This window comes from Pseudomonas sp. QC2 (assembly GCF_002859085.1).
GTDB lineage: Bacteria > Pseudomonadota > Gammaproteobacteria > Pseudomonadales > Pseudomonadaceae > Aquipseudomonas > Aquipseudomonas petroselini.
The window spans coordinates 95,846-117,412 of record NZ_PKKS01000011.1 but is presented as its reverse complement, the minus strand read 5'-3'; the positions used below and the strand labels follow the sequence as shown (position 1 = coordinate 117,412).

Annotated in this window: 18 protein-coding genes; 13 read left to right on the top strand and 5 right to left on the bottom strand. The window is 60.4% G+C overall.

Going from position 1 to position 21,567, the window contains the following annotated elements; all coding sequences use genetic code 11:
• Positions 1-21: 21 nt before the first annotated feature.
• From QCBJ_RS11615 to QCBJ_RS11595, 5 genes are all read left to right on the top strand, one after another.
• Positions 22-663: a YfgM family protein gene (locus QCBJ_RS11615; protein WP_015885737.1), complete on the top strand. Its 642-nt coding sequence runs from the start codon at positions 22-24 to the stop codon at positions 661-663.
• Positions 656-1,807 carry an outer membrane protein assembly factor BamB gene (bamB, locus tag QCBJ_RS11610; RefSeq protein ID WP_064053760.1) on the top strand — a complete coding sequence of 384 codons (1,152 nt, stop codon included), beginning with the start codon at positions 656-658 and terminating at the stop codon, positions 1,805-1,807. Before QCBJ_RS11615 ends, bamB begins: the two co-directional genes overlap by 8 nt.
• Positions 1,808-1,941: 134 nt before the next feature.
• The gene (der, locus tag QCBJ_RS11605) at positions 1,942-3,411 is read left to right on the top strand and encodes a ribosome biogenesis GTPase Der (RefSeq protein WP_043205850.1); all 1,470 of its coding nucleotides are present in this window, start codon (positions 1,942-1,944) and stop codon (positions 3,409-3,411) included.
• A gap of 114 nt (positions 3,412-3,525) precedes the next feature.
• Entirely contained in the window at positions 3,526-4,674 is a 1,149-nt protein-coding gene (locus tag QCBJ_RS11600; protein ID WP_102060860.1) for a pyridoxal phosphate-dependent aminotransferase, read from the top strand.
• Positions 4,662-5,453 carry an amidohydrolase gene (locus QCBJ_RS11595; RefSeq protein WP_102060859.1) on the top strand — a complete coding sequence of 264 codons (792 nt, stop codon included), beginning with the start codon at positions 4,662-4,664 and terminating at the stop codon, positions 5,451-5,453. Before QCBJ_RS11600 ends, QCBJ_RS11595 begins: the two co-directional genes overlap by 13 nt.
• A 162-nt stretch (positions 5,454-5,615) precedes the next feature.
• Here the strand turns inward: QCBJ_RS11595 and leuA are convergent, their stop codons facing one another.
• From leuA to QCBJ_RS11570, 4 genes are all read right to left on the bottom strand, one after another.
• On the bottom strand, positions 5,616-7,295 hold the full coding sequence (leuA, locus tag QCBJ_RS11590) for a 2-isopropylmalate synthase (protein WP_015885732.1): 1,680 nt from the start codon (positions 7,293-7,295) through the stop codon (positions 5,616-5,618).
• A gap of 324 nt (positions 7,296-7,619) precedes the next feature.
• Complete coding sequence (locus tag QCBJ_RS11580; protein WP_015885731.1) at positions 7,620-8,441, bottom strand: M23 family metallopeptidase; 822 nt, start codon at positions 8,439-8,441, stop codon at positions 7,620-7,622.
• Positions 8,442-8,444: 3 nt separating this feature from the next.
• A complete protein-coding gene (gene xseA, locus QCBJ_RS11575; protein ID WP_102060858.1) occupies positions 8,445-9,824 on the bottom strand; it encodes an exodeoxyribonuclease VII large subunit in 1,380 nt (459 codons plus the stop codon).
• A gap of 30 nt (positions 9,825-9,854) precedes the next feature.
• On the bottom strand, positions 9,855-10,745 hold the full coding sequence (locus QCBJ_RS11570) for a LysR family transcriptional regulator (protein WP_102060857.1): 891 nt from the start codon (positions 10,743-10,745) through the stop codon (positions 9,855-9,857).
• 99 nt (positions 10,746-10,844) lie between these two features.
• Here QCBJ_RS11570 and QCBJ_RS11565 point away from each other — a divergent pair, with 99 nt between their 5' ends.
• The 5 genes from QCBJ_RS11565 (at position 10,845) to QCBJ_RS11545 (ending at position 15,965) form a co-directional block, all read left to right on the top strand.
• Positions 10,845-11,612, top strand: coding sequence for a sulfite exporter TauE/SafE family protein (locus QCBJ_RS11565; protein ID WP_102060856.1), 768 nt, complete (start codon positions 10,845-10,847; stop codon positions 11,610-11,612).
• A gap of 141 nt (positions 11,613-11,753) precedes the next feature.
• Positions 11,754-12,302, top strand: coding sequence for a hypothetical protein (locus tag QCBJ_RS11560; RefSeq protein WP_015885727.1), 549 nt, complete (start codon positions 11,754-11,756; stop codon positions 12,300-12,302).
• 104 nt (positions 12,303-12,406) lie between these two features.
• The gene (gene guaB, locus QCBJ_RS11555) at positions 12,407-13,876 is read left to right on the top strand and encodes an IMP dehydrogenase (RefSeq protein ID WP_015885726.1); all 1,470 of its coding nucleotides are present in this window, start codon (positions 12,407-12,409) and stop codon (positions 13,874-13,876) included.
• 80 nt (positions 13,877-13,956) lie between these two features.
• Positions 13,957-15,534 (top strand): glutamine-hydrolyzing GMP synthase, encoded by a 1,578-nt coding sequence (gene guaA, locus QCBJ_RS11550; protein WP_015885725.1) that lies wholly within the window; start codon positions 13,957-13,959, stop codon positions 15,532-15,534.
• 185 nt (positions 15,535-15,719) lie between these two features.
• Positions 15,720-15,965: a helix-turn-helix domain-containing protein gene (locus tag QCBJ_RS11545; protein ID WP_015885724.1), complete on the top strand. Its 246-nt coding sequence runs from the start codon at positions 15,720-15,722 to the stop codon at positions 15,963-15,965.
• A gap of 130 nt (positions 15,966-16,095) precedes the next feature.
• On the opposite strand, the gene treR is transcribed toward QCBJ_RS11545, so the two are convergent.
• The gene (gene treR / locus QCBJ_RS11540) at positions 16,096-16,800 is read right to left on the bottom strand and encodes a trehalose operon repressor (RefSeq protein ID WP_015885723.1); all 705 of its coding nucleotides are present in this window, start codon (positions 16,798-16,800) and stop codon (positions 16,096-16,098) included.
• A gap of 239 nt (positions 16,801-17,039) precedes the next feature.
• Here treR and treP point away from each other — a divergent pair, with 239 nt between their 5' ends.
• From treP to QCBJ_RS11525, 3 genes are all read left to right on the top strand, one after another.
• Positions 17,040-18,482, top strand: a complete 1,443-nt coding sequence (treP, locus tag QCBJ_RS11535) for a PTS system trehalose-specific EIIBC component (protein ID WP_015885722.1) — start codon at positions 17,040-17,042, stop codon at positions 18,480-18,482.
• A 118-nt stretch (positions 18,483-18,600) separates the two neighbouring features.
• Positions 18,601-20,247, top strand: a complete 1,647-nt coding sequence (gene treC / locus QCBJ_RS11530) for an alpha,alpha-phosphotrehalase (protein ID WP_102060855.1) — start codon at positions 18,601-18,603, stop codon at positions 20,245-20,247.
• A 71-nt stretch (positions 20,248-20,318) separates the two neighbouring features.
• Positions 20,319-21,539, top strand: coding sequence for a carbohydrate porin (locus QCBJ_RS11525; RefSeq protein WP_046035244.1), 1,221 nt, complete (start codon positions 20,319-20,321; stop codon positions 21,537-21,539).
• The last annotated feature ends 28 nt before the right edge of the window (positions 21,540-21,567 follow it).

The following is a 21,567-nucleotide window of genomic DNA, read 5'->3' as shown; positions in this document are numbered from 1 at the left end:
TAGCGATTAAGGAGTATTGGGGTGTCGAGTACTGATGATGAGCAACTGGCCGAGTTCAAGGACTGGTGGCAGCGTAACGGCAAGCCCCTGGTAACTGGCGGCCTGCTGGCTTTAGTGGTGGTGTTCGGCTGGCAAGCCTGGACCAAGTATCAGGCCAACCAGTCCCAAGGCGCCTCGATCCTCTATCAGCAATTGCTGGAAACCACCCTGACGCCGGACGGCAAGCCTGATCCTGCGCAGGTCGCAGACCTGGCCGGCAAGCTGAAGAACGAATTCGGCGGTAGCACCTACGCCCAATACGGCAGCCTGTTCGTCGCGAAAGTCGCGGTCGACACCGGCAAGCTGGATGACGCAGCCGCTGAACTGAAGGCCATCGCCGACAAGCCGACCAACCCGACCCTGGGTGAAATCGCACGTCAGCGCCTGGCTCAGGTACTGGCGGCACAGAACAAGGCTGACGAAGCACTCAAACTGCTCGACGGCGATGCTGACAAGGCATTTGTAGCCACTCGCGAAGAGCTCAAGGGCGACCTGTTGGTCCAATTGGGTCGTACCGACGAAGCCAATGCTGCGTACCAAAAAGCCAAGGCGGCGCTGTCTGATGAAGCGGCGGTCGGTGGCTTACAAATCAAGCTGGACGACTTGGCCAAAGGGGATGCGTGACGTGATCCGTTGGAAACATGCAGCATTGCTGGCTCTGGCCGTTCTGGCCGCGGGTTGCAGCAGCAACAGTAAAAAAGAACTGCCTCCGGCCGAGCTGACCAGCTTCAAGGAAGAAGTGATCCTGCAAAAGCAGTGGAGCCGCTCCATCGGTGACGGCCAAGGCGACACCTACAACATGTTGGTACCGGCAATCGACGGTGAAAACATTGTGGCCGCTGACGTCACCGGCGTAGTGATCTCCATGGATCGCATGAACGGCGATGTGAAGTGGAAGAAAGACCTCGAATTGCCAGTCTCCGGCGCCGTAGGCGTGGGTTACGGCATGGTCATGCTCGGCACGCTGAAAGGCGAAGTCGTGGCCCTGGATTCCAGCACCGGTGAAGAGAAATGGCGCGCTCGCGTGACCAGTGAAGTCCTCGCACCGCCTGCCACCAACGGCGATATCGTCGTGGTGCAGACCCAGGATGACCGTGTGATCGGCCTTGACGCCAGCACTGGCGAACAGCGTTGGTTGTACGACAGCACCCCGGCGGTGCTGACGCTGCGCGGTACCAGTGGTCCGATTGTGACCAATAATCTGGCCGTTGCAGGCCTGTCGACCGGTAAAGTGGTCGCCCTGGATACCCAGAACGGCGTGCCGGCCTGGGAAACCCGTGTGGCCATTCCCCAAGGTCGTTCCGAGCTGGACCGCGTAGTGGACATCGACGGCGGCTTGCTGCTGTCCGGTGAAACCCTCTACGTCGCGACTTACCAGGGCCGTGTTGCGGCGCTGGACCTGCAGAGCGGCCGCGTCAACTGGCAGCGTGATGCTTCCAGCTACGCCGGTGTCGCCCAAGGCTTTGGCAGCGTCTACGTAAGCCTGGCGTCCGGCACCGTTGAAAGTGTCGACGAGCGTTCCACCACTGCACTGTGGAGCAACGATTCCCTGGCTCGCCGTCAACTGTCGGCACCGGAAGTGTTCTCCAGCTATGTAGCGGTAGGTGACTTCGAAGGCTACCTGCACCTGCTGAGCCAGGTGGACGGTCGCTTCGTCGGTCGCGAGCGTATCGACAGCGACGGCCTGCGTGCCCGTCCGCTGGTGGTGGGTAACATGCTTTATGTGTTTGGCAACAGCGGCAAGCTGGAAGCCCTGACCATCAAGTAAGAACTATGCTTGGGGTAACACCCAGGCGGCCCCGCTTCGGCGGGGCATGCGGCATTTGATTATGCTGCCCCGAGCACCAGCCGCTGCCTTGCAGCGGCTTTTGTATTTTCTGAAATAACGAAGTGGAGAGCCGCATGGTTCCCGTAATCGCCCTGGTGGGCCGACCTAACGTCGGCAAGTCCACCTTGTTCAACCGCCTGACCAGGACTCGCGACGCCATCGTCGGCGACTTGTCCGGTCTGACCCGTGATCGCCAATACGGTGAGGCAAAGTGGCAAGGGCGCTCCTACATTATTGTCGACACCGGTGGTATCTCCGGTGACGAGCATGGCATGGATGAAAAGATGGCCGAGCAGTCGCTGCTGGCCATTGAAGAAGCCGATGTCGTGTTGTTCCTGGTGGATGCCCGTGCGGGCTACACCGCTGCCGACCAGATGATCGGCGAGCACCTGCGCAAGCGCAACAAGCGTTCCTATCTGGTCGCCAACAAGATCGACAACATCGATCCTGAGCAGGCCCGTGCCGAATTCAGCCCGATGGGCCTGGGCGACGCGATCCCGGTCGCCGGTGCCCACGGTCGCGGCATCACCCAGATGCTGGAAATTGCCCTCAGCACCTTCCCGAAGGATGACGATGAGGAGGAAGAGGGTGAAGAAGAGATCGTCGCCGAAGGTGAGGAAGCCAAGCGCATTCCTGGCCCGAGTGAAAAAGACGGTATCAAGATCGCCATCATCGGTCGCCCTAACGTCGGCAAGTCGACCCTGGTCAACCGCATGCTCGGTGAAGACCGGGTCATCGTCTACGACGAGCCCGGCACTACCCGCGACAGCATCTACATCCCGTTCGAGCGTAACGACGAGAAGTACACGCTGATCGACACCGCCGGTGTGCGCAAGCGCGGCAAGATCCACGAGGAAGTTGAAAAGTTCTCGGTGGTCAAAACCCTGCAAGCGATCAAAGACGCCAACGTGGTGATCTTCGTGATGGATGCCCGCGAAGGCGTGGTGGACCACGACCTCAACCTGCTGGGCTTTGCCCTGGAAGCCGGTCGAGCGTTGGTCATCGCGATCAACAAGTGGGACGGCATGACGCCGAGCGAGCGCGATTTCGTCAAGATCGAGCTGCAGCGCCGACTGTTTTTTGTCGAGTTCGCCGATATTCACTTTATCTCGGCACTGCATGGTACCGGCGTGGGCAACCTCTACGCGTCCGTGCAGAACTCGTTCAAGTCCGCGGTTACCCGCTGGCCGACCAACCGCCTCACCCAGATCCTGGAAGACGCCGTTGGCGAGCACGCGCCGCCGATGGTCAACAACCGCCGGATCAAACTGCGTTACGCCCACTTGGGCGGTGCCAACCCGCCGATTATCGTGATCCACGGTAACCAGATCGAGAAGGTGCCGAAGTCCTACGTGCGTTACCTGGAAAACACCTACCGCCGTGTCTTGAAACTGGTCGGTACGCCGATCCGTATCGAGTTCAAGGGTGGCGAGAACCCGTACGAAGGCAACAAGAACACACTGACGGACCGTCAGGTGAACAAGAAGCGTCGTTTGATGACTCACCACAAGAAGGCCGACAAGAAGCGCCGCGACAAGCGCTGATTCCGACCTCGCAAAAAGGGCTCTTGATGAGCCCTTTTTTGTGCCCGCAGGTTTGTGCCTTGACCCGATGCGGCTGGCAGCTTAAAACTTGGGGCTCACCTGCAGGGGCCTCCGATGATCACCAGCAAGCTGCCGAATGTCGGCACGACGATTTTCACCACGATGTCGCAACTCGCCGCCGAAACCGGTGCGCTCAACCTGTCCCAAGGCTTCCCGGACTTCAATGGCCCTCAGGGTTTGCTTGACGCGGTCGGCAAGCATATCGCCCTCGGTCACAACCAATATGCACCCATGACCGGCCTGCCGGTGCTGCGTCAGCAGGTGGCCGCCAAGATCGCCCGCAGTTATGGCGCCACGGTCAATGCCGACAGTGAAGTGACCATCACCCCTGGGGCCACCGAGGCGATCTTCTGCGCAATTCAAGCGGTGATTCGTCATGGCGATGAGGTCATCGTGTTTGACCCGTGCTACGACAGCTACGAGCCCTCGGTCGAGCTGGCCGGTGGCCGTTGCGTGCACGTGCAACTGAGCCTGGATGGCTTTGCCCTCGACTTCGAGAGGATCCAGGCGGCGCTGTCGCCGCGTACGCGCATGATCATCCTCAACACACCGCACAACCCGACGGGCGCGCTGATCAGTCGCGCCGAGCTTGATCTGTTAGCGGCATTGATCCGCGACCGCGATATCTACCTGGTCAGCGACGAGGTTTACGAGCACCTGGTATTTGACGGCGTGCCCCACGTCAGCGTACTGGCCCACGAGGAGCTTTATCAGCGCGCCTTCGTGGTCAGTTCCTTCGGCAAGACCTACCACGTCACCGGCTGGAAAACCGGCTACGTCGTCGCGCCACCGGCCCTGACAGCCGAACTGCGCAAGGTCCACCAATACGTTAACTTCTGCGGCGTCACCCCGTTGCAGTACGCGTTGGCCGACTTCATGGCCGAACATCCGGAGCATGTCGAGGAGCTGCCGGCTTTTTACCAAGCCAAGCGCGACCTGTTCTGTGACTTACTGGCGCCATCGCGTTTCAGCTTTACCCGCGTCACCGGCACCTACTTCCAACTGGTGGATTACTCACAGATCCGTCCGGACTTGGACGACGTCGCCATGTCGCTGTGGATGACACGTGAACACGGCGTGGCCACCATCCCGGTCTCGGTGTTCTACCAGAACCCACCCCAAGGCCAGCGCCTGGTGCGCCTGTGCTTTGCCAAACGCGAGGAAACGCTGCAACAAGCAGCCGAAAAACTATGCGTGATCTGAATGCGTTGCCGAACCTGAACATCGCCCTGGTCCAGACCACTCTGGCCTGGCACGACCGCCAGGCTAACCTTGAGCACTTCGAATTGTTGCTGGAGCAAGCCAAAGGCGCCGACCTGATCGTGCTGCCAGAGATGTTCACCACCGGTTTTTCCATGGAATCCGAGACGCTCGCCGAGCCGGAAAACGGTCCGACCCATCGCTGGTTACGAAACCAGGCGTCCAAGTACAACGCGGTCATCACCGGCAGTGTGATCATCCAGGCCGCCGACGGCAGCCACCGCAACCGCCTGCTGTGGGCGCGGCCGGATGGCGAGGTGCTGCATTACGACAAGCGCCACCTGTTCCGCATGGCCGGCGAGCACGACCATTACACCCCCGGCGAGCGCCAGGTGCAGTTCGAATTGAAGGGCTGGCGCATTCGGCCGTTGATTTGCTACGACCTGCGTTTTCCGGTGTGGAGCCGCGATGCCCAGGACACTGACTTGCTGCTATACACCGCCAACTGGCCCGGAGCGCGGCGCTCGCACTGGAACCGCCTGCTGCCGGCGCGGGCCATCGAGAACCTGTGCTACGTGGCGGCGGTGAATCGGGTGGGGACGGACGGGAAGGGGTTTGCCTACACCGGGGACAGTCAGGTGTTGGACTTCCAGGGTGAGACCTTGCTGAGTGCGGGGGAGGCGGATGGGGTGTTCCAGGTGAACCTGGATGCGGCGGAATTGGCGGCGTATCGCACGCGGTTTCCGGCGAACCTGGATGCCGATACTTTCCAGTTTGTCTGACAGACCGCTATCGGGGGCAAGCCCCCTCCCACACGTTGATCTGTGAATACATTCAAAATGTGGGAGGGAGCTTGCCCCCGATGAGGCCCTCACAGACATCACAAAACCAAAAAAAGGCCCCTGGACTCATATCCAGGGGCCTTTCACATTTAAGCAGACTGCTTAAGCCGCTTTGGCTTCCTGCTGGCTCAACGAGCGATTAAGCGCACTGAACAGGGCCTTGAAGCTGGCCGTGGTGATGTTTTCATCAATACCCACGCCATGCACCGGGCGCTCGCCGTTCACGCGCAGTTCGATGTACGCCGCCGCTTTAGCGTTGGTGCCCGCACCGATTGCGTGTTCGTTGTAGTCCATGATCTCCACGCCAATCGGCAGGCCCGCCACCAGCGCTTCCAGCGCGCCGTTGCCTTTGCCTTTCCAGTGCAGGTTGGTTTCGCCCTGGCCTTTGCCCGAAACTTCCACCTCGACAAAGCTGTTGCCGTTCTCTTCCTGCAGGCGATGGCTGACCAGCGCATACGGGGTGTTGGCTTGCAGGTATTCACGCTGCAGCAAGGCGTAGATCTGCGGTGCGGTCATTTCCAGGCCGACGCGGTCGGTTTCGGCCTGTACTACCTGGCTGAACTCGATCTGCATGCGACGCGGCAGGCTGATGTCGTATTCCTGCTCCAGCAGGTAGGCGATGCCGCCTTTGCCCGACTGGCTGTTCACGCGAATCACCGCTTCGTAGCTGCGGCCAATGTCGGCTGGGTCGATCGGCAAGTACGGCACTTCCCACAGCGCGTCGTCTTTCTGCTGTGTGAAGCCCTTGCGGATCGCGTCCTGGTGCGAACCGGAGAACGCGGTATGCACCAGGTCACCGACGTATGGGTGACGCGGGTGAACCTGGATCTGGTTGCACTCCTCGACGACTTTGCGCACGCCATCGATGTCGGAAAAGTCCAGTTGCGGGTCGAGGCCCTGGGTGTACATATTCAGCGCGACGGTGACGAGGTCGACGTTACCGGTACGCTCGCCGTTGCCGAACAGGCAGCCTTCGACACGGTCGGCGCCGGCCATCAGGCCCAGTTCGGTGGCGGCCACGCCGGTGCCACGGTCGTTGTGGGTGTGCAGGCTGATGATCACGCTGTCACGACGGTTGATATGGCGACCGAACCATTCGATCTGGTCGGCATAGATGTTCGGCGTGGCGCATTCCACGGTGGCCGGCAGGTTGAGGATCATCTTGTGCTCAGGCGTCGGGTTCCACACCTCGATCACCGCGTCACAGACTTCCTTGGCAAATTCCAGCTCGGTGGCGCTGAAGGTTTCCGGGGAGTATTCGAAGGTCCACTGGGTTTCCGGCTGCTGGGCGGCGTATTTGACGAACAGCTTGGCCGCGTTGACCGCAATGGCCTTGATGCCTTCCTTATCCTGGTTGAATACGATGCGGCGGAACGACGGCGACGTGGCGTTGTACAAGTGCACGATGGCTTTCTTGGCACCGCGCAGGGATTCGAAGGTCCGTGCGATCAAATCTTCACGGCCCTGGGTCAGCACCTGGATGGTGGTGTCCTCGGGGATGTGGTTGTCTTCGATCAGGGTGCGTACGAAGTCGAAGTCGGTTTGCGAGGCGGCCGGGAACGACGCTTCGATTTCCTTCACGCCAACGGCGACCAGGGTCTTCCAGAACCGCAGCTTTTTCACGGCATCCATCGGCTCGATCAACGACTGGTTGCCATCACGCAGGTCGGAGCTGCACCAGATCGGCGCTTCGGTGATGGTCTTCGATGGCCAGGTGCGGTCCGGGATATCGATGGTCGGGAAAGCGCGGTACTTCGAAGACGGGTCTTTGAGCATGCTCATCGGGAAATCCTTTGTAGTAGGGGCCGAGAAAAGGCGGCCTGCCGTAGAACTGTTTTTAGGGATAAAACGTAAGGACGAGGCAGATCGATTCAGCCTGGCAGTCGTGCGCTGACAAGGCACAGGCTGCGGTGCTGGCGGAGCTGAATGAGGGTGTGAGAGGTTTTCATAAGCTCAACCCTAACCGCCGGGGTGAAAGATGGCAAGCAGTCGCTAAAAATTGAGAGAAGTTCTTCTATCTGCGTAGGAAACGAGATTTTATGCTTGGGGATGAGTGGCAGGCTGGTTTTAATTGCGCGCCCATTATCGGGCGCGCAATTGAGCGTTTCAGGGTTGGAACGCGCCGATAAAGATCGCCGGGTCAACCCGTGCGTCGTTCAGGCTGACATTCCAGTGCATGTGGGGCCCCGTCGCGCGGCCCGTCGAACCGACCTTGCCCACCACTGCGCCGCGTGCCAGTTGCTGGCCCACTTTCACGTCGATCTTCGACATGTGGCAGAACATGCTGATAAAGCCCTGGCCATGGTCGACGAACACCGTGTTGCCGTTGAAGAAGTAGTTGCCCACCAGAATCACTTTACCGTTCGCCGGCGTCTTGATCGGCGTACCGGCGGGCACGGCAAAGTCCAGGCCCGAGTGGGGGTTGCGCTCTTCACCGTTGAAGAAGCGGCGCACGCCAAACTTGCTCGACAGCGGCCCGTTCACCGGTTTGTCCAGCACCAGGTTGCTCGGCAGGTTCGGGCTGAAGCTGCGGTAGGCTTTGATCTGCACTGCCAGCTCCGCCTCGATGCGTTTGAGCTGCGCCGGGTCGGGGTTCACCTGGCTTTTGTTTTTCAGGGTGATGCGTTGTTCCGGGTACTGCTTGTAGCCGACGATAAACGGCAGGCTGCGCCCACCACTGCTGATGCGCTCGTTGCCCGGCTTGACGGTCAGAGGGATGCCGACAATCGCCAGCCAGTTGTCCGCCTCTTTCACCACCAGCACCGGCTTGCCTTGGTACGTGGCTTTCGGTGCGGCGGCCGAAGGGCCCAGCTCGACCACGGCCACACCCCCTGGCACCGGTTTGTTCAGGGTGCGGGTGATGTAGCTGTCGGCATGGGCGTTAAACGTGAGGCACAGCAGCATCAACAGGCTAAATAGACGTGGCATCAATCAATCCAATAACGAAAGGGTGACGGGTGTCAGGTGGTTGTCTTCCACCCGCACTTGCAATTGGCCCTCACCGAGGCGTGCGGTCAGGCGCTGTCCGGTGTGGGTCTGCGCGGCAGTGCGAATGGCCTGGCCACGCTCGTCCAGCAGGATGCTGTAGCCACGGCCCAGGGTCGCCAGCGGGCTGACCGCGTGCAGCGTCTGCACCTGGCTTTGCAGCTGCAGGCGACGCGCCTTGAGGCCTTCGCGCATGGCGCGAGGCAGGCGTTCGGCGAGGCTCTCCAGGCGTTGGCGCAGCAGGGCCAGTTGACGGCCTGGGTGTTGGCCGGCGAGGCGGGTTTCCAGGCGGATCAGCCGTTCGCGCCGGGTATTGAGGCTGCGCTCAAACGCGCGACGCAGGCGCATGTCCAGGTCGTCCAGGCGCTGGGCCTGTTGGCGCAGGCGTTCGCCGGGGTGACGCAGGCGCCGGGCCATGCCTTCCAGGCGCAGGCGGTCATGGCTCAGGCGGTTGCGCATCAACATCACCAGGCGGCGGTGCAGGTTTTCGACCTGGCGCACCAGGTGGCTGGCGTCTGGCGCGAGCAGTTCAGCCGCGGCGGAGGGGGTAGGGGCGCGCACGTCCGCCACGAAATCGCTGATGGACACATCGGTCTCATGCCCGACAGCGCTGACGATGGGCGTGATACAGGCGTCCACAGCACGGGCCACCGCTTCCTCGTTGAAGCACCAGAGGTCTTCCAGTGAGCCGCCGCCACGGGCCAGGATCAGCGCGTCGAAGCCACGGGCATCCGCCAGTTTCAACGCGCGCACAATCTGAGGGATGGCTTCGCGGCCTTGCACGGCGGTGGGGATCAGCGTCAATTCAATGTTCGGCGCCCGACGGCGGAACACGCTGATGATGTCGCGAATCACCGCGCCAGTCGGCGAGCTGATAATACCAATGCGCCGAGGGTGCGCAGGCAACGGTACCTTGCGCTCGGCACTGAACAAGCCTTCGGCGCTGAGCTTTTCCTTCAACGCATCGAACGCCAGGCGCAACGCCCCATCACCGGCTGGCTCGACGGTATCGAGGATCAACTGGTAGTCGCCACGGCCCTCGAACAGCGAGACCTTGCCGCGCACTTTCACGGCCAGGCCATCTTTCAATGCCTGGCGCACCCGTGCAGCGTTATTGCGGAACAGCGCGCAACGCACTTGGGCGCCACTGTCCTTGAGGGTGAAATACACGTGGCCGGAGGCCGGGCGGGCGAGGTTGGAGATCTCGCCTTCTACCCAGATATTGGTGAACACGTCTTCCAGCAACACCCGCGCGCGGCCGTTGAGCTGGCTGACAGTCAGGACTTCGCGGTCCAGGCCCAGTCGGGCAAACGGGTCTTTAATCATGAGGAGCGATCTTTAATCATGGGCGGCAGTTTATAGGCATTCGCGCAAGGTTTGGCAGAATTGCTCCACGAGCGCGCTCGGCGTCTGTGCGCAGGCCAGCGCCACGGTGCTGAGGCAGTCCGGGTCGGCCAGGGGCAAAAAATGCACGTTGGCCGGGGCAATGTCCTGCATGGATTTTGGTAACAAGGCAATGCCGAAGCCGGCCTGGATCAGCTGCAGCTGGGTGGTCTTGCGCGACATCACTCGCGCGGCCTTGGGGAAAAATCCCGCGCGCATGCATAACTCGGCTGACAGATAACTCAGGCCGCCCCGTTGTGGGTGGGGGATCGAGATAAACGCTTCGTCCCGCAATTGCTCCAGCTCGATGGGCGCAGGACTGCGCGCCAGCGCATGATTGGGCGGCACCGCCAGCAGCAGTTGTTCGCTGTATAAAGGCACCACCCGCACCCCCTCACGCTGGCGCAGCACGGGCAAGCGCAGCACGCCGACTTCCAGGCGACCGTCGGCGATTTCTTCCAGCTGCGCTTCGGAGGACAGTTTGACGATATCCATCGACACCCCAGGGCAGCGCTCCAGCCAGGTGCTGATACCTTGCAGCAGCGGGCCGCTGATCGGCACGGTGCTCGAATGGCTCAGGCGCAGCGTGCCGAGTTCGCCATTGCCCACTTGGGTTGCCATCTCGCTGGCCTTGAGTAATTCACTCAGCAGGTTGCGTGCACGCGGATAGAAGGCCTCACCCGCAGCCGTGAGTCGCGGTTGGCGTGCGGTGCGTTCGAACAGCGGGGTGTGCAGCTGGGTCTCCAGCGCTTTGATCTGTCGACTCAGGGCCGATTGCGCGACGAACAGGCGCTCGGCGGCGGCACTGAAACTGCCGCTGTCAGCGATTTCGACGAAGTAGCGCAGTTGGCGGGTGGAAATCACACGTCATGCCTTTTCGAGATGAGTGGAGGGCTTTGAAGATATTAGTCGCATCGCTCGCCGATGGCTAAAGTGATGACTGTCTCTAACAAGGAATTCCCCATGAGCCCGGTTGAGCTGATGAGTCAGTGGTCGTTTGGTGGTGCGGATTGGCTGCTGATCGGCGTGGGTGTGGTGGTGGCCTACATCGTGTTTGGCATCGCGGGTTTCGGCACTGCGCTGGTCGCGGGCCCGGTCCTGATTCTATTTATGCCGCTGTCGAAAATCATCCCGTTGCTGGTGCTGTTGGACTTTGTCGCGGCGTTTGGCAACTTGCTGCAATCGCGGCGGGACGTGAACACGCCGGAGCTGCTGCGATTGCTGCCATGCATGGCCATCGGTTGCACGCTGGGTGTGGTGTTTTTGCTCAATCTGCATTCCGACGTGTTGCTGCTGTTGATGGGCCTGTTTATCAGCGCCTATGCGCTCTACAGCCTGATGGTCAAGGCGCGGCCCGCGCAGCTGGCGGCGGGGTGGTCGATTCCAATGGGGACGGTGGGCGGCTTATTCGGCGCGTTGTTTGGCAGTGGCGGCTTTTTATATGCGATCTACTTGAACAGCCGCCTGCCCAAGGACGCGGCGCGTGCCACCCAAAGTGCGTTGATCAGTTGCAGCACGGTGGTGCGCTTGAGCCTGTTTTTGATTGCCGGGGTGTATGGGGATCTGCCGTTGCTGATGTTGGCGCTGTGCCTGTTGCCAGCGATGGCGCTCGGGCTGTGGTGTGGGCGCAGGTTGACGATGCGGATGTCGCGTGAGGCGTTTGTGCGGTTGGTGACATGGTTGGTGCTCGCCAGTGGAATTGCGTTGATTGGACGGTATTTGAGTACTTGACCTGTGTGGGGCAGGGATTAAGCTGCCAGCCTTCAGGGCCTCTTCGCGGGCAAACCCCCCACCTTTGAAGGTATTCACCCTTCAAAAATGTGGGAGGGGGCTTGCCCCCGATGACGCCAGACGCCACACCGCAGGACTCCCATGAATTCCCAAAGCATCCTTGTCCCGAAAATCTCCACCTTGCCCGTCCACGAACCCCGCGCCCGGGCGATCGTGCGTTGGCTGGTGCGCAAGAACATCATCAAGGAAGAGCTGACCACCTGCGGTCGCACCGGCAACCGCATGGCCTACGCCCTGGCCGATGGCGCCCGCGCCGTGGTGCTGCACCCCGAGGCGTTGCCGTTCAACGAGCCCATCAACGGGCTGGAAATCATCTACAAACGCTGCATCTACACCCCGGCCAAAGGCTTTCTCGAGGAAGCCGGTTGCCCGGAATGCCTCAAGGAAGTCGGCGAAGCCCTGTTCGAAAGCCTGGAAGACTGGATGCCCGGCCACACCGACAACTTCACCTGCCCGCTGTGTGGGCATGAAGACGACATCAACGGGTTCCTGTTCCTGCAGGAATGCGGTTTTTCCAACCTGGGATTCATCTTCAACAACTGGGCGGAGGCGGGGTTCAAGCAGAGCTTTATCGACGAATTCGCCGATTGGCTGGACCAGAAGATGAGTTGGGTCAAAGTCGAGCTTTAACCCATCTATCAGTATTACCAAGTTTGTCAGAGTTTTACATTGAGCCCGGCAGGGTGCATGTATATAATGGCGCGCTTCCATTTTCCCGCTCGGGAGCCCCCGCGATGCTGCGTATCAGCCAAGAAGCTCTGACATTCGACGACATTCTCCTAGTGCCCGGTTATTCCGAGGTGCTTCCTAACGAAGTCAGTCTCAAGACCCGCCTAACCCGTGGCATCGAGCTGAATATTCCCCTGGTTTCCGCTGCCATGGACACCGTCACCGAAGCCCGTTTGGCAATTGCCATGGCTCAGGAAGGCGGCATCGGCATCATCCACAAGAACATGACCATCGAGCAGCAAGCTGCCGAAGTGCGCAAGGTCAAGCGTTACGAAGCCGGTGTGGTGAAAGATCCAATCACCATCGAAGCCGACGCCACCGTGCGTGACCTGTTCGAACTGACCCGCCTGCACAACATCTCCGGCGTTCCGGTGCTGCACGATGGCGACCTGGTCGGCATCGTCACTTCCCGTGACGTGCGTTTTGAGAACCGTCTTGAAGTCACCGTCCGCGAAGTGATGACGCCTAAAGAGCGTCTGGTCACGGTCAAGGAAGGCGCCGACAAGAACGATGTGCGCGAACTGCTGCACAAGCACCGCATCGAGCGCGTGCTGATCGTCGACGACAAATTCGCCCTCAAAGGCATGATGACCGTCAACGACATCGAAAAAGCCAAGGCTTACCCGCTCGCCAGCAAGGATGACCAAGGTCGTCTGCGCGTCGGCGCAGCAGTCGGTACCGGTAAAGACACCGGCGACCGCGTTTCGGCGCTGGTTGCTGCCGGTGTTGACGTGGTGGTGGTCGACACTGCCCACGGTCACTCCAAAGGCGTGATCGACCGCGTGCGCTGGGTCAAACAGAATTTCCCTGACGTACAAGTGATCGGCGGCAACATCGCCACCGGCGCAGCGGCCAAGGCGCTTGCCGAAGCCGGCGCTGACGCGGTCAAGGTCGGTATCGGCCCTGGCTCGATCTGCACCACGCGTATCGTCGCCGGTGTCGGCGTGCCGCAAATCAGCGCCATCGCCAATGTCGCCGCTGCCCTTGAAGGCACTGGCGTCCCGTTGATCGCCGACGGCGGTATCCGTTTCTCCGGTGACCTGTCCAAGGCCATCGTGGCCGGTGCTTCCTGCGTGATGATGGGCTCGATGTTCGCCGGTACTGAAGAAGCACCGGGCGAGATCGAACTGTTCCAGGGCCGTTCCTACAAGGCTTACCGCGGCATGGGTTCGCTGGGCGCCATGTCCCAGGCGCAAGGCTCTTCCGACCGTTACTTCCAGGACTCCTCGGCAGGCGCCGAGAAGCTCGTCCCGGAAGGCATCGAAGGCCGTGTGCCGTACAAAGGCACCCTGAGCGCGATCATCCATCAACTGATGGGCGGCCTGCGTTCCTCGATGGGCTACACCGGCAGCGCCGACATCGAAGAAATGCGCACCAAGCCAGAGTTCGTACGGATCACCGGCGCCGGCATGGCTGAATCCCATGTCCACGACGTGCAGATCACCAAGGAAGCGCCAAACTACCGCGTAGGTTGAGGCTTCCAGCAAAATGTTAAGTAACCGGGGCTGTTCTTCAGCCCCGAGTTGTTTCTGATTCATTAGACGAGACTGACTTCATGGCCCTCGACATTCACGCCCACCGCATCCTGATCCTCGACTTCGGTTCCCAGTACACCCAGCTGATTGCCCGCCGCGTGCGTGAAATCGGCGTGTACTGCGAACTGCACCCGTTCGACATGGATGACGAAGCGATCCGCGAATTCGCACCGAAAGGCGTCATCCTCGCCGGTGGCCCCGAGTCCGTGCACGAAGCCAACAGCCCGCGCTGCCCGCAAGCCGTATTCGACCTGGGCGTACCGGTCTTCGGCATTTGCTACGGCATGCAGACCATGGCCGAGCAACTGGGCGGCAAGGTTGAAGGTTCCGAGCTGCGTGAATTCGGTTATGCCCGTGTGGACGTGGTCGGCAAGAGCCGCCTGCTGGACGGTATCGAAGACCACATCGACGCCGACGGCCTGTTCGGCCTCGACGTGTGGATGAGCCACGGTGACAAAGTCACCAAGATGCCGGAAGACTTCCACATCCTGGCCAGCACCCCGAGCTGCCCGATCGCCGGCATGTTCAGCGACGAGCGTCGCTACTACGGCGTGCAGTTCCACCCGGAAGTGACCCACACCAAACAAGGCGGCCGCATCCTGTCGCGCTTCATTCTCGACATCTGCGAGTGTGAAGCCCTGTGGACCCCGTCGAAAATCGCTGAAGACGCCATCGCCCAGGTTCGTGCCCAGGTCGGCACCGACAACGTATTGCTCGGCCTGTCCGGCGGCGTTGACTCCTCCGTGGTCGCCGCGCTGCTGCACAAAGCCATCGGCGACCAACTGACCTGCGTCTTCGTCGACAACGGCCTGCTGCGCCTGCACGAAGGCGAGCAAGTGATGGCCATGTTCGCCGAGAACATGGGCGTCAAAGTGATCCGCGCCAACGCCGAGGACCAGTTCCTCAACAACCTGGCCGGCGAGTCCGACCCCGAGAAGAAGCGCAAGATCATCGGCCGCACCTTCATCGACGTCTTCGATGCCCAGTCCAACAAACTGGACAACATCAAGTACCTCGCCCAAGGCACCATCTACCCTGACGTGATCGAGTCGGCCGGCGCCAAGAGTGGCAAGGCCCACGTGATCAAGTCCCACCACAACGTGGGTGGCCTGCCTGAGGAAATGAACCTCAAGCTGGTAGAACCGCTGCGCGAACTGTTCAAGGACGAAGTCCGCCGTCTGGGCCTGGAACTCGGCCTGCCGTACGACATGGTCTACCGCCACCCATTCCCAGGCCCAGGCCTGGGCGTACGCATCCTCGGTGAAGTGAAAAAGGAATACGCCGACCTGCTGCGTCGTGCCGACCACATCTTCATCGAAGAACTGCGCAAGGCCGACTGGTACCACAAAGTCAGCCAGGCCTTCGTGGTCTTCCAGCCAGTTAAGTCGGTTGGCGTAGTAGGCGATGGCCGTCGTTACGCATGGGTTGTGGCCCTGCGTGCCGTAGAAACCATCGACTTCATGACCGCGCGTTGGGCGCACCTGCCGTACGAACTGCTGGAGACTGTCAGCGGCCGTATCATCAACGAGATCGAAGGTATTTCGCGCGTGACGTATGACGTGTCGAGCAAGCCGCCGGCGACGATTGAGTGGGAGTGATCCTGCGGTAGCAGGTGAGTGCTGAATAACAAAACCCCGGCCATGTGCCGGGGTTTTGTGTTTATGGCATGTAAGCTTTTGGTCAAAAACTGTATCAGATAAACAATATTCAGAATGGAATGCATCGTATAGGGTGCATAAATTCAGATTTATCTATTCATGCAGTGTATGGGGTGCATTTTGATATGGAAGAGTTAGGCAAATTGATCCGTAGCCTCCGTAAAACAGCTGGCCTTTCACAAAGTCAGCTTGCGCACCGTCATGGCATGAGCCGCTCCACCATTTCGGGGATCGAGAACAACACGATCTCCGAAGTGGGAACTCGCAAAGTCGCAGCGATCCTCGAGGGCTTGGGGTACGAATTGACCGCCATACCAAAACGTCGGCGCAAAACCCTCGATGAATTGAAATCAGTGAGCTTCCATGATTAGTCAAAGGGATCGGTTGTATATCGGCGAAGCACTTACCCAGAGTTCGCGGCGGTAGGAGAGAAGATGACCGCTGCCTGGGCAGCAGGACTGGCGAAGAGCATCACAGTGCAATGATCTTCCCAACTTATGCTCAACGCCGCGCAATATCCGAAAAGTAAAACTTATCCAACGTATGCCGCGACTCGGTGTACTCGAACTGCCGCCCGTCCTGCAAAAACGTCTGGTTGCTCACCACGATCACGTGGCTTTGGCCCTCGAGGTCGAGGTGCGTCTGGTCGTCTTTGCCGCGCGGCAGGGCCTCGATGGTGCGTTGGGCATAGGCAATTTGCAGCTGCAGCGTCTGTTCGATAAACGCGTAGATCGACTGCTCGGCAATCGCGCGGTCCAGGCCGGGGATCACGTCGGCCACGAAGTGGTTGATGTCGAGGATCACCCGTTTGCCGCCGATGCGCCGTACCCGTTTGATGCGGGTGATCAGGGCGCCCGGTTCGGCTTCGATGTGTTGCAGCAGTGAACCTTCCAGTGGGAACTGGGTGAATTCGACCACTTCGGTGCGTACGTCATCGCCCAGGTCGGCGTGGGTTTCGTGGAAGCTGACGATGCCGCCCAGTTGGAACTCGATCGGGTTGGGCGACAACACGAAGGTGCCCTTGCCGTGGATCTTTTGCGCAAACCCACGCTCCTGCAACTGCTCGATGGCCCGACGCACGGTGCCTCGGCTGGCCTGGTAGCTGTCCATCAATTCGGTTTCGGAGGGAAGGCGCGTGCCGCGCTGCAGGCGTTCAGTGGTGATGCTGGCAAGCAGATCCGTATAGATCTGGTTGTATTTGCTCATGGGGATGGCTCTTTGCCGGGGTTGCGGTCAAGGCAGGAACCTTAGTGGCAGAGAGGGGGTTTGTCCATTAGACCCTTGGATTTATGCGGCTTGCAGCGATGCGGCGGCCTACAGGAAATAAACAAAATTAAACTCGTACAGACGAGTTGTTGCTTTAACTCGTACAGACGAGTACTTTTGCCCTCGGCGTGCTGCCAATGACTGCCCCTCAAATAAAAAAATCAAAGTGGAAAACAAGCATGAGCCACGACTATTCGAACATTGCCCGCGAGATCCTCGAAAACCTCGGGGGCAGCGACAACCTTGAGCAAGCTGCCCACTGTGTGACCCGCCTGCGCCTGGCGCTCAAGGACCCGAGCCTGGTCAACAGCAGCGCGCTGAACCAGGTCGATCTGGTCAAGGGTTCGTTCTTTACCGGTGGCCTGTTCCAAGTGGTGATCGGCCCCGGTGAAGTGGAAAAGGTCTACGCCGCCCTGCGCGAACAGACCGGCCTCGCCGCCGCCACCATCGCCGATGTGAAGAAGAAGGGCGCCGACAAGACCAATGCCATGCAGCGCCTGGTAAGGGTGTTCTCCGATGTGTTCATGCCGATCCTGCCCGCACTGATCATCGCCGGCCTGTTGATGGGCGTGAATAACCTGATGGGCGCCAAGGGCATGTTCATCGAGGGCAAGACGCTGCTGGAGGCGTATCCGAACCTGGATGGCCTGTGGAGCCTGATCAACCTGATGGCCAACACCTCGTTCGTGTTCCTGCCGGCGCTGGTCGGTTGGTCGGCGGCCAAGCGCTTTGGCGGCAGTGAAATCCTTGGCATCGTGCTCGGCCTGATGCTGGTGCACCCGGACCTGCTCAACGCCTGGAACTATGGCAAGGCAGTGGCCGGGCTCGACGGTCAAAGCCTGCCGTACTTCGATATTTTCGGTTGGTTCCAGATCGAGAAGGTGGGCTACCAAGGGCAGATCCTGCCGATCCTGATGGCGGCTTATGTGATGAGTGTGATCGAGAAATGGCTACGTGCGCGGGTGCCCAATGCAATTCAACTCCTCGTCGTGCCGATCACCACCATTGTCGTGACCGGTGTGCTGGCCCTGGCCATCATCGGCCCGGTGACCCGTCACCTTGGCATCCTGATCACCGAAGGCGTGGTCACCCTGTTTGACCTGGCGCCGATGGTCGGCGGGGCGATTTTCGGCCTGCTGTATGCGCCGCTGGTGATCACCGGCATGCACCACATGTTCCTCGCCGTGGACCTGCAGCTTATCTCCACCCAGGGCGGCACCTTTATCTGGCCGATGATCGTCATGTCCAACCTGGCCCAAGGCAGCGCCGCGCTCGCGGTGTTCTACACCACCCGCAATGCGCGGGACAAAAGCATGGCGTCGACCTCGGCGATTTCCGCGTACTTCGGCATCACTGAACCGGCGATGTTCGGGGTGAACCTGCGCTTCAAGTTTCCGTTTTATGCGGCCCTGGTGGGCTCGGCGCTGGGCAGCATTTTCCTGTCGCTGAACAAGGTGCAGGCGTCGGCCATCGGCGTGGGGGGCTTGCCCGGGTTTATTTCGATCGTGCCGCAATCCATCGCGGTGTTTGTGATCGGCATGGTCATCGCGATGGTCGTGCCGTTTGTTTTGACCTGTGCGTTGAGCATGAAGATTGTTCGGCCTGGGTACAGGGTTGCTTGATCTACCGCAATCGGGGGCAAGCCCCCTCCCACATTGAAACGCATTTCAAATGTGGGAGGGGGCTTGCCCCCGATGAGGCCCGAAAGGCCTGCACAAAAATCAACTGAAGGAACCCACCATGCAAAACTGGCAACACTCGGTGATCTACCAGATCTACCCCAAAAGCTTCCACAGCCACGCGGGTAACGCCACCGGTGACCTGCTGGGCATCGTGGACAAACTCGACTACCTCAAATGGCTGGGTGTCGACTGCCTGTGGATCACGCCGTTCCTGCGCTCGCCACAGCGCGACAACGGCTACGACATCAGCGACTACTACGCCATCGACCCCAGCTACGGGACCATGGCCGACTGCGACCTGCTGATCAGCGAAGCGGCCAAGCGTGGCATCAAGCTGATGCTCGATATCGTGGTCAACCACACGTCCATCGAACACGAGTGGTTCCAGCAGGCGCGCAGCAGCCTCGACAACCCGTACCGCGACTTCTACATCTGGCGCGACCAGCCGAACAACTGGGAATCCAAGTTCGGTGGCTCGGCCTGGGAATACGAGGCGCAAACCGGGCAGTACTTCCTGCACTTGTTTGACCACACCCAGGCCGACCTGAATTGGGACAACCCCAAGGTGCGCGCCGAGGTGTTCAAGCTGATGCGCTTCTGGCGCGACAAAGGCGTGGGCGGTTTCCGCCTGGACGTGATCAACCTGATCTCCAAGCCCGCCGATTTCCCCGAAGACAGCAGCGACGGCCGTCGCTTCTACACCGACGGCCCGAACGTGCACGACTACCTGCAGGAAATGCACCGCGAAGTCTTCGAAGGGCACGACCTGATCAACGTCGGCGAGATGTCGTCCACCAGCCTCGAACACTGCATCCGCTACTCACGACCAGAGTCGAAAGAGCTGTCGATGACCTTCAACTTTCATCACCTGAAAGTCGATTACCCGAACCTTCAGAAGTGGGTGAAGGCCGACTTCGACTTCCTGCAGCTCAAGCAGATCCTCTCGGATTGGCAACTGGGCATGCAGGCCGGTGGCGGCTGGAACGCGCTGTTCTGGTGTAACCACGACCAGCCACGGGTGGTCTCGCGGTTCGGCCATGACGGTGAGCACCGTGTGGTCTCGGCCAAGATGCTGGCGACCGCGCTGCACTTCCTTCAAGGCACGCCATTTGTGTACCAGGGCGAAGAGCTGGGCATGACCAATCCGGGCTTCGACAGGGTCGAGCAGTACCGCGATGTGGAGACCCTCAACATCTTCCGGCTCAAGCGCGATGCGGGCGAGTCCGAGGCGTCGAGCATGGCCGCGATCATGCAGAAGTCCCGCGACAACGGCCGCACGCCGATGCAGTGGAATGCCCAGGCGAACGCCGGCTTCAGCAGCGGCGAGCCGTGGATCGGCATCCCGGCCAATGCGGCGCAGATCAACGTCGAGCGCCAGCTGGATGACCCGGATTCAGTGCTGCATCACTACCGTGCGCTGATCGCCTTGCGCCGTCACGAGCCGCTGATCCAGGCCGGTGTTTATCGCCAGTTGCTGCAAGACCATCTGCAGGTCTGGGCCTACCTGCGCGAAGGCCATGGCGAGCGGCTGCTGGTGCTGAACAACTTCTACGGCACGCCCTGCGAAATCCAACTGCCGGACGGCGTCATCAACCCGGCCAGCGAACAACGCCTGCTGATCAGCAACTACCCGGACTGCCCGGTGCGTACGGGCACGGTAGCGCTGCGCCCGTACGAATCGTTTGTGTTGCACCTCAAGGACTGAGGCCCGTTGTAACCCCGTGTGGGAGCACGGGGCGCGTTGAAAAAAACATAATAAAAATATCGGAGTGCTGCATGAAAACAACAATAAAGCTGGGCCTCGTTGCGTCTTGTCTGAGCCTGCCGTTTGGCGCTCAGGCGTTGGAATTCGCCGGTTACTTGCGCAGCGGCGCGGGCACTTCAACGGGCAGCGGCCCACAGCAATGTTTCCAACTGCCGGGGGCACAAACCAAGTACCGTCTGGGTAACGAATGCGAGCAATACGCCGAGCTGGAACTGCGCCAGGACCTGCTCACCCTTGATGACGGTTCGGTGCTCAGCGTCGATGCAATGGCGTCGCTCTACAACAAGTACGATCGTGAGCTGAAATTCCAGGGCGAAAACAACGGCACCGCGCGCATGCCGCAGCTGTATGCACAATGGTCCAACCTGCCCAGCCTCAATGGTGGCTCGCTGTGGGCCGGTCGGCGTTACTACAAACGTAACGACATCCATATCTCCGACTTCTACTACTGGAACCAGAGCGCTACGGGCGGCGGGATTGAGGACGTGCTGATCGGCGACCTCAAATACAGCTACGCCATTTCGCGCAAGGACAACCTGTACCAGAAGGCATACGCCACCCGTCACGACTTCAACGTCGCGGGCTTCAAGACCAACCCCGGCGGCGAGCTGGAACTGGGCCTGAGCTACATCGAAAAAGCCGGCGGGCGTGACACCAACAGCGGCTGGGCGATCACTGCGCAGCATGTGCAAAAACCTTTCCTGGGTGGCAAGAACAAGTTCGCCTTGCAGTACGGCGAAGGGCCCGGCACCGGCCTGGGCTACACCGGCAATACGTTCCTGGACAACAGTAGCAAAAGTTACCGCGCCGTGGAGTTTTTCGACTGGCAGGTGACCCCGCGTTTTGGTGGACAGGTCGAGGCGGTGTACCAGAAGGATATTCGTCCCGGCAGCCAGGACCAGACCTGGATGTCCATCGGTGTGCGCCCGGCGTACGCGATCAGCGAGCAGTTCAAACTGGTCACCGAGCTTGGGCATGATCAGGTCGACGCCACTGGCGGCACACGCAAACTGAGCAAATTCACCTTCGCCCCGACCTGGTCCCCTAAAGGCCCGGAATTCTGGGCGCGGCCGGAGGTGCGCTTGTACTACACCTATGCAACCTGGAACGAGGCGGCCAAGCGCGCGGCGAATGAATTGGCGGCGGGGTCGGCGTTATCTGATACCGGTTCCTATGGCACGGCGCGGCATGGGTCGAACGTGGGTGTGCAAGTCGAATACTGGTGGAAATAGCGCGAACTCATGTGAATGCGCTTTGTGT